This window comes from Amphibacillus sp. MSJ-3 (genome assembly GCF_018919165.1).
GTDB lineage: Bacteria > Bacillota > Bacilli > Bacillales > Amphibacillaceae > Amphibacillus.
Map to the genome: position 1 here is coordinate 1 of NZ_JAHLQM010000054.1, position 8,006 is coordinate 8,006.

Sequence of the window (8,006 nt, forward strand, 5' to 3'; positions counted from 1 at the left end):
TTTGTGTGTGTGGTTACCTCACTAATACCCTAAATCTAAGGGGGTGGCAAGTTTTTTAATGTTTAATGGCATGAAATCAACCAAAAATCAAGGTTTATTAAGAAACTTTTGACAATACGGATAGTGGAAGGGAAGGGAATTAATGAATATTAATTTAAATGTTGAGCTTATCGAGCAAGATCTTGTTAAGACACTTGTTCTGTCAGGAGAAATTGATGCTTACACAGCTTCGATTTTGAAAGATGCATTATTACCACTAACTCAACAAAAGGATGCGGAAGTCATTGTCGATTTAGAAAATGTCGATTATATGGATAGTACAGGATTGGGTGTGTTTATTAGTGCATTAAAATCTTCTAAAGAACACGCATCATCACTCAAACTTGTTCATCTACAAGAACGTGTTTCTAGATTGTTTAAAATTACAAGTTTAGATACTATTATCTCAATTGATACAAGGCTACGGGGTGGAAATTAATGAAACACTTTGATTTTATTGAAATGAGATTACCTGCAAAACCAGAATACGTTGGTGTCGTTCGTTTGACCGTTTCAGGGATTGCAAACCGGATGGGCTTCAGCTATGAAGAAATAGAAGACCTAAAGGTGGCCATTTCTGAGGCGATGACGAATGCGACGACTCATGCTTACGAGAACCATGAAGACGGTGAAGTAACAATTGGTTTTGGCGTATATCCAGATCGTTTGGAGGTTATGGTTGCGGATCGCGGAGGAAGTTTTGACTTAGCAGAAGTGAAAAAGAAAATCGGTCCTTATCAACAATCAGAACGAATCGAAAATCTACGAGAAGGTGGATTTGGCTTATTTTTAATCGATGCTTTAATGGATAAAGTTGAGATTACCAATGATTATGGTGTGATTGTTTTAATGACTAAAAAACTTCCGACAAATGGGGTGAAATTGGATGGCGACCAAATCTCAACCACACAATAACCGTGAGGATGAGGTTTACCAATGGATACAGCACCTTCAAGAAAACCCAAAGGACGAAGAAATACAAGAGAAGCTCGTTTTAACTTATCAAGACCTTGTTCGTTCGATTGCAAGGAAATATGCAAAAAATAACTCAATTCATGAAGATCTTGTACAAGTCGGGATGCTCGGGCTGTTGGCCGCAATTAGAAGGTATGATCCAACTTTAGGTAAATCATTTGAATCATTCGCAATACCTACTATTATCGGGGAGATAAAGCGATTTATCCGTGATAAAACATGGAGCGTTCATGTCCCACGTCGTATCAAAGAATTAGGGCCTAAAATAAGAAAAGCAACAGAACATTTAACAACTGAAAATCAACGTTCGCCATCTGTTGGTGAGATTGCGGATTATTTAGATGTCACGGAAGAAGAGATATTGGAAACGATGGAAATGGGGCAAAGCTATAAAGCCTTATCAGTTGACAAGAAAATTGAAGCTGACTCAGATGGAAGTACAGTATCCATTCTTGATTTAATTGGAAATCAGGACGATGGTTTTGAAAAAACGGATTTACGCCTTGTGTTGGAGAAGGTTTTACCAATATTATCAGAACGTGAGCAAAAGATACTACAATATACTTATTTTGATAATATGAGTCAAAAGGAAGCGGGAGAGATTCTTGATATCTCTCAAATGCATGTTTCTAGAATTCAACGTCGTGCTTTATTAAAGCTGAGGGAAGCTTTACAAGCGGATGGCATAGGGGTTACAGACTGATGAATGAGACAGATCTAGTCAAAGTTTCTGTTTACCAGAAGGAAAAAGAGGGGAATTTTTGTTGTGGTGATAGTTATTATTACTATCAAGATGATGACTTTTTCCTTTGTGCTTTAGCAGATGGGCTTGGTAGTGGTGAACTGGCACGTGAATCATCTCAAGTAGTTATGGATGTTATCAAGACAAACCCTTTGATGACAACATCTGAGATCATTAGCTTAAGCAATCAAGCTCTAGTTGGTAAACGAGGGGTTGTTTTAGGAATCCTTAAACTAGATTTAAGAAATCATCAATACACATATGCTTCAATTGGTAATATTGGTTTAATGACAATTACATCTGAGGGAATTAAGAATAGGAATATTCCAATGCCGGGTTATTTAGGTGTCTATCCACGACAAGCAAAAGAAATTAGGGGCATATTTAATAAGAACATGTCTTTTGTTTTATTTTCTGACGGTGTGACGCCAAAAGATCTGACACACAATCTATTCAAAAAGCAAAATGTTACAGAAATTACCGATGCATTTGCAGAACAAATGGGTCAAAATCGGGAAGATGATACAACGCTTATTGTGATTAAATTTCAATAAGGCTCTATGATAAATGCATTTATCATAGAGCTTTATTACTTTATTTGATAAAATAAGGTTGAATGATGGGAGGAAGATATGATGGGAATAGAATTCAATCACGATCAGTTGATTGCAAATGTCGCAAAGAAAACAACAATTAATGCTAAAACAATTAAAGAGGTTATTTCTCTGTTAGAGGAAGGAAATACAGTTCCCTTTATTGCACGTTATCGAAAGGAACAAACGGGGGGACTAGATGAAGTCCAAATTAAGGACGTTGAAGATCATTGGGCTTATGCTTTACAATTAGCAGAACGTAAGGCAGAGGTCATTCGACTTATCGATGAACAAGGAAAGCTTACGGAAGAGTTGAAAAAGAATATTGAACAGGCGGAACAGCTTCAACGTGTCGAAGACCTTTATCGTCCCTATAAGCAAAAAAGACGAACTAAGGCGACAATGGCCAAGGAAAAAGGGTTGGAACCGCTGGCCAAATTAATTTGGGAGCAAATGATCGCTGATTTAAATGTTATAGCAGAGGACTTCCTCTCAGAAGAACACGACTTAACAGAGCTTGAAGATGTTTTACAAGGTGCAAATGATATCATTGCCGAATGGATATCTGATGAAGCGAGCTATCGAGAGTACATAAGGAAACAAATTTATCAACATGGGATGATTACATCAACGGTCAAAGATGCCAGCCTAGATGAAAAACAAGTTTATGAGATGTACTATGATTATTCTGAACCTGTAAAATCAGTTGTTTCACACCGAATTTTGGCGATGAATCGTGGTGAAAAGGAGAAAGTTATTCGTATTAACATTGTCGCGCCTGCCGAAATAAGTCTAGGTTATTTAGAAAGACAAATTATTAAATCAACAGCGCCAATTCAAGTCCAAGATTTCCTTAAGGCGACGATTGAAGATAGCTTTAAACGGTTAATTCAACCAGCAATAGAACGGGAAATTCGGACAACACTTACTGAAACAGCAGAAGAACAAGCTATTGAAATTTTCTCGATGAATTTAAAAAATCTATTACTTCAACCTCCATTAAAAAGACAAACAATTTTGGGGATCGATCCTGCTTTTCGGACAGGATGTAAATTAGCCGTAATCGATGAAACGGGTAAGATGAAAGCAGTTGATGTTATTTATCCGACAGCCCCTAAAAACGATGTTGCTGGTGCCAGTAAAAAAGTTAAGCAATTTATTGCGGAGTATGACATTGATTTAATCGCGATAGGAAATGGCACAGCCTCACGAGAAACAGAGTTATTTGTTGCAGATTTAATTCAAAATGAAAATTTAGCAATCCCTTATTTAATTGTTAATGAAGCTGGCGCAAGTGTCTACTCTGCCTCCAAGCTTGCACGTGAAGAATTTCCAGATCTACAAGTGGAGGAACGTAGTGCAGTATCTATTGCTAGACGTGTACAAGACCCACTTGCGGAATTGGTAAAAATTGATCCGAAATCTATTGGTGTTGGGCAATACCAGCATGATGTTAGTCAGAAAAAGCTTACAGAGTCACTGGCTTTTGTTGTTGAAACGGTTGTTAATCAAGTGGGTGTTAATGTGAACACTGCTTCTGTTTCACTCTTACAATATGTATCCGGTCTTAGTAAAACTGTTGCAAGTAATATTGTGAAGCAACGTGAAGCGTTAGGCACATTTACTACGCGAAAAGAGTTGGAGAGCATACCAAGACTCGGGAAGAAGACATATCAGCAAAGTATTGGCTTTCTCCGCATCACAGATGGTGAAGAACCCTTGGATCGTACACCGATTCACCCTGAGAGCTATCAGGTAACCGAACAGTTGTTAAAAATGATTGATTGCCAAAAAGCAGATTTAGGAACAAAAGGATTACAACAAAAATTAACCGAGCTGAATCTTTCCGAAGTAGCTAATAAATTAGCAGTTGGTGAACCAACTCTTCAAGATATAGTCGAAGCATTGAGTAGACCTGAACGTGACCTGCGTGACGATTTACCAAAGCCCTTATTAAAGAAAAGTGTTTTATCAATGGAAGATTTAAAACCAGGATTAGAATTACAAGGAACGGTCAGAAATGTTGTTGATTTCGGTATCTTTGTCGATATTGGTGTTAAACAAGATGGATTGGTTCATATTTCTAAAATGTCAAAACGATTTGTTAAGCATCCAATGGATATAGTATCAGTCGGAGATGTTATAACTGTATGGATTGTAGATGTCGATTTGCAAAAGGAAAGAATTGCTTTAACGATGGTAAAAGAAGATTAGTGAAAAGTGAGATCATGACTTAAAAATGTAATGATAGAAAAGTTAGAATTGTCTAAAAAGTTCTTTACCTTAACTAGCTAAAGTTATACAATAACATTTAAGAAAAAAGTGAGGTCATTAATAATACTTGCCCATCGAACTATTGGTAAAGGTTTTAATTTCTGAAAATCAAGAAATTCTTTGGTGATTGAGAAGGAGTAAAACCTATATAGTTCCAATGATTTTATCTGTAAAATATTTTCGGTGAGACAAGCAATCGTAAATCATATCGATAGGATGAATAATCTTAGTCCTATTCAATCAAAGAGGATACTTTCCGCTGAATGATGATTTAACTATCTGAAAGATTTAATGACATCAACAGTTTTTCTTGTATAACAGTAAAACTAGTGAGGTGAATAGATGGCTAAGAAAATAGTCGTAGCCCTTGGGGGAAATGCGATCTTGACTGACAATGCTAGTGCAGAATCACAACAAATTGCTATAAAACAAACGGCTGAACGATTAGTTCCCTTAATTGAACAAGGAAATGAATTAATTATTTCTCATGGTAATGGGCCACAGGTTGGAAATTTACTCCTACAACAAATAGCCACCGATTCACCTGAAAACCCAGCACTACCATTAGATACTTGTGTTGCCATGACACAGGGGAGTATTGGCTATTGGCTCCAGCAAGCAATGAGAGAAGCCTTAAAGAAACGTGGGATAGAAAAGGAAGTCGTAACGGTATTAACACAAATAGTCGTTGATAAAGATGATCCAGCATTTTTACATCCAACAAAACCAATCGGCCCTTTTCTAACTGAAGAAGTAAAAAATCAACAAAGCAATAAAGATACTTTTATTGAGGATGCTGGTAGGGGCTGGCGAAAGGTTGTAGCCTCACCAAAACCGATTCATATTAGTGAGGCCCCTTTAATTAAAAAATTAGTTCATTCTGGGGTCATTACGATTGCAGCAGGTGGCGGTGGGATACCAATTACGATTAATAATGGGCAAATAGAAGGTGTCGAGGCTGTTATTGATAAAGATTTGGCATCGGAGAAATTAGCAGAGCTGGTTGATGCGGATGCATTCATAATTTTAACATCAGTTGATCATGTCTTTATTAATTATAATCAAGCAAATCAAAGGAAACTAACCCATGTTACTGTTGAAGAATTGGAACAATACATCAAGGAGAATCAATTTGCCCCAGGGAGCATGCTACCTAAAGTTGAAGCAGCGATAGAATTTGTTAACTTTTCACAAAAGGATAAGCAGACGATTATTACATCTCTTGACCATGTTGAGGATCTTTTTACTGGAAAAATAGGAACCTACATTCATTAAAGATATTTAAGCTCATAATACTCAATTGATTATGGGCTTGATTTACTGCAGATTAACTGACGGTTCGATCCCGTGTTTAAATATAAAAGGGAAACCGTCGAATTATAAGTGGAGATCAATAGTCAATAAAAATCCGACTCCTATATCAAACACTCAGCGAAACTCATTGAGTAGGCTTCATTTAAAAAAATGAAAAGTACACGTACTTAAACAATTCAAGTATAAATAAGGAAAATGCAATTATGAATGATATTCAATTACAACGGTTAGTTAGTGATTTATCAAAACAATTCTTTCAGAAATCATTTAAAGATCAAGCGGTATTTAATTCACGATTACGTACAACTGGAGGACGTTACTTACCAGATAAACGAACGATTGAGATTAATCCTAAGTATTTAGCTGAGCTAGGGATGGATGAAATGGTTGGAATTATTAAACATGAACTCTGCCATTATCATCTCCATATCACAGGAAAGCCCTTTGGTCATGGAGATAAAGCTTTCAAAACCCTCTTAAAAGAAACAAACTCACCACGCCATTGTCAGCCATTGCCTTCAGAGGTGGATAAATTATCGTTGGTCTATAAATATAAGTGTCAATCTTGTGGGCAATTGTATAAAAGAAGAAGAAAGGTAAACATTAATAGGTACAGTTGCGGGCATTGTAAAGGAAAGATCAGTCCGGTAAATTAAAATTTATAACCCCTTGACCTAATGGTATCAAACCGAGTAAACTATATATGTATATTTTTTGTGCTTAATAAAAATAATAATTTAAAATTAGTTGACAGCAGAAAAAATATATAGTATAGTTTTTAACGTCGCTAATATATATGCGATTATTATTCCACAGTAGCTCAGTGGTAGAGCAATCGGCTGTTAACCGATCGGTCGTAGGTTCGAATCCTACCTGTGGAGCCATGGAGAAGTACTCAAGAGGCTGAAGAGGCGCCCCTGCTAAGGGTGTAGGTCGCTTTTGGCGGCGCGAGGGTTCAAATCCCTCCTTCTCCGCCATTGTATTTTACATGGCCCGTTGGTCAAGCGGTTAAGACACCGCCCTTTCACGGCGGTAACACGGGTTCGAATCCCGTACGGGTCACCATATTTTCCTATATAAGGTCCGGTAGTTCAGCTGGTTAGAATGCCTGCCTGTCACGCAGGAGGTCGCGGGTTCGAGTCCCGTCCGGACCGCCATTAAGATGTTGGGCTATAGCCAAGCGGTAAGGCAACGGTTTTTGGTTCCGTCATTCGTTGGTTCGAATCCAGCTAGCCCAGCCATTTTTTTATTTTAGGATGTTCTTTTATAATTTCGATAAAAAATACCCTTAAACAAAAAATGTTTAAAGGGTTTTCTACTGAAGGAAGCCCTTATCTGAATAAAATAACCAACAGCATAGAGCTATAATTTTGCAAATCGAGAGCCATTAGCTCAGTCGGTAGAGCATCTGACTTTTAATCAGAGGGTCGAAGGTTCGAATCCTTCATGGCTCACCACTATTAGGTGATAATTAACGCGGTCGTGGCGGAATGGCAGACGCGCTAGGTTGAGGGCCTAGTCGGGGGTTTCCCTGGTGGAGGTTCAAGTCCTCTCGACCGCACCAAAAAAAAGTGTTGACAAGATAAGAGATTGTACGATATACTTAAAGATGTCGCTTGTTGGCGCCCGTAGCTCAATTGGATAGAGTGCTTGACTACGGATCAAGAGGTTAGGGGTTCAACTCCTCTCGGGCGCGCCATTTAGACTGTTTAGAAGAATAATAGTTATAACCTTACATTATAGAATGCGGGTGTAGTTTAGTGGTAAAACCTCAGCCTTCCAAGCTGATGACGAGAGTTCGATTCTCTTCACCCGCTCCAAAATGGGCCTATAGCTCAGCTGGTTAGAGCGCACGCCTGATAAGCGTGAGGTCGGTGGTTCGAGTCCACTTAGGCCCACCATTTTGATCTTTGAAAACTGAATCCAAACAACCAAGAAAGTTAAGAAGAAAAGTAAGAAGAAGCTAGTGCTTCAAATGAGAGTAGAACAACTCAACAATTTTATTGAGAGTTTGATCTTGGCTCAGGATGAACGCTGGCGGCGTGCCTAATACATGCAAGTCGAGCGCG

Annotated in this window: 7 protein-coding genes, 10 tRNA genes and 1 rRNA gene; all 18 read left to right on the top strand. The window is 38.1% G+C overall.

All coding sequences use genetic code 11. The features are described 5' to 3' along the window. The first annotated feature begins 142 nt into the window (after positions 1-142). Entirely contained in the window at positions 143-478 is a 336-nt protein-coding gene (locus KQI76_RS11260; RefSeq protein ID WP_216400399.1) for an STAS domain-containing protein, read from the top strand. Continuing rightward, positions 478-954 (top strand): anti-sigma B factor RsbW, encoded by a 477-nt coding sequence (gene rsbW, locus KQI76_RS11265; RefSeq protein ID WP_216400400.1) that lies wholly within the window; start codon positions 478-480, stop codon positions 952-954. The genes KQI76_RS11260 and rsbW overlap by 1 nt, the downstream gene beginning before the upstream one ends. Further along, entirely contained in the window at positions 926-1,717 is a 792-nt protein-coding gene (gene sigB, locus KQI76_RS11270) for an RNA polymerase sigma factor SigB (RefSeq protein WP_216400401.1), read from the top strand. Before rsbW ends, sigB begins: the two co-directional genes overlap by 29 nt. After that, positions 1,717-2,310 carry a SpoIIE family protein phosphatase gene (locus tag KQI76_RS11275; protein ID WP_216400402.1) on the top strand — a complete coding sequence of 198 codons (594 nt, stop codon included), beginning with the start codon at positions 1,717-1,719 and terminating at the stop codon, positions 2,308-2,310. The genes sigB and KQI76_RS11275 overlap by 1 nt, the downstream gene beginning before the upstream one ends. 81 nt (positions 2,311-2,391) lie before the next feature. Next, a complete protein-coding gene (locus tag KQI76_RS11280) occupies positions 2,392-4,563 on the top strand; it encodes a Tex family protein (protein ID WP_216400403.1) in 2,172 nt (723 codons plus the stop codon). A 402-nt stretch (positions 4,564-4,965) separates the two neighbouring features. Beyond that, positions 4,966-5,898: a carbamate kinase gene (arcC, locus tag KQI76_RS11285; RefSeq protein WP_216400404.1), complete on the top strand. Its 933-nt coding sequence runs from the start codon at positions 4,966-4,968 to the stop codon at positions 5,896-5,898. 242 nt (positions 5,899-6,140) lie between these two features. Then, the gene (locus KQI76_RS11290; RefSeq protein ID WP_216400405.1) at positions 6,141-6,593 is read left to right on the top strand and encodes a SprT family protein; all 453 of its coding nucleotides are present in this window, start codon (positions 6,141-6,143) and stop codon (positions 6,591-6,593) included. A 153-nt stretch (positions 6,594-6,746) separates the two neighbouring features. Further along, positions 6,747-6,821, top strand: a tRNA-Asn gene (locus KQI76_RS11295). Position 6,822: 1 nt separating this feature from the next. Continuing rightward, positions 6,823-6,914: transfer RNA gene (locus KQI76_RS11300), tRNA-Ser, on the top strand. 13 nt (positions 6,915-6,927) lie between these two features. Next, positions 6,928-7,002 (top strand) — tRNA-Glu (locus tag KQI76_RS11305). 15 nt (positions 7,003-7,017) lie between these two features. Next, positions 7,018-7,094: transfer RNA gene (locus KQI76_RS11310), tRNA-Asp, on the top strand. A gap of 9 nt (positions 7,095-7,103) precedes the next feature. Next, positions 7,104-7,178, top strand: a tRNA-Gln gene (locus tag KQI76_RS11315). Between the two features lie 140 nt (positions 7,179-7,318). After that, a tRNA-Lys gene (locus tag KQI76_RS11320) sits at positions 7,319-7,394 on the top strand. A 19-nt stretch (positions 7,395-7,413) separates the two neighbouring features. Beyond that, positions 7,414-7,501, top strand: a tRNA-Leu gene (locus KQI76_RS11325). Positions 7,502-7,559: 58 nt separating this feature from the next. Then, positions 7,560-7,636, top strand: a tRNA-Arg gene (locus KQI76_RS11330). A 47-nt stretch (positions 7,637-7,683) separates the two neighbouring features. Continuing rightward, positions 7,684-7,757 (top strand) — tRNA-Gly (locus tag KQI76_RS11335). A 4-nt stretch (positions 7,758-7,761) separates the two neighbouring features. Beyond that, positions 7,762-7,838 (top strand) — tRNA-Ile (locus tag KQI76_RS11340). A gap of 98 nt (positions 7,839-7,936) precedes the next feature. Further along, positions 7,937-8,006: ribosomal RNA gene (locus KQI76_RS11345) — 16S ribosomal RNA — on the top strand; the annotation flags it as partial.

Excerpts from the sequence above, each read along its gene's own strand:
- sigB (WP_216400401.1), top strand. The coding sequence starts at position 926 with ATGGCGACCAAATCTCAACCACACAATAACCGTGAGGATGAGGTTTAC.
- KQI76_RS11280 (WP_216400403.1), top strand. The coding sequence starts at position 2,392 with ATGGGAATAGAATTCAATCACGATCAGTTGATTGCAAATGTCGCAAAG.
- KQI76_RS11275 (WP_216400402.1), top strand. The coding sequence starts at position 1,717 with ATGAATGAGACAGATCTAGTCAAAGTTTCTGTTTACCAGAAGGAAAAA.
- arcC (WP_216400404.1), top strand. The coding sequence starts at position 4,966 with ATGGCTAAGAAAATAGTCGTAGCCCTTGGGGGAAATGCGATCTTGACT.
- KQI76_RS11290 (WP_216400405.1), top strand. The coding sequence starts at position 6,141 with ATGAATGATATTCAATTACAACGGTTAGTTAGTGATTTATCAAAACAA.
- rsbW (WP_216400400.1), top strand. The coding sequence starts at position 478 with ATGAAACACTTTGATTTTATTGAAATGAGATTACCTGCAAAACCAGAA.
- KQI76_RS11260 (WP_216400399.1), top strand. The coding sequence starts at position 143 with ATGAATATTAATTTAAATGTTGAGCTTATCGAGCAAGATCTTGTTAAG.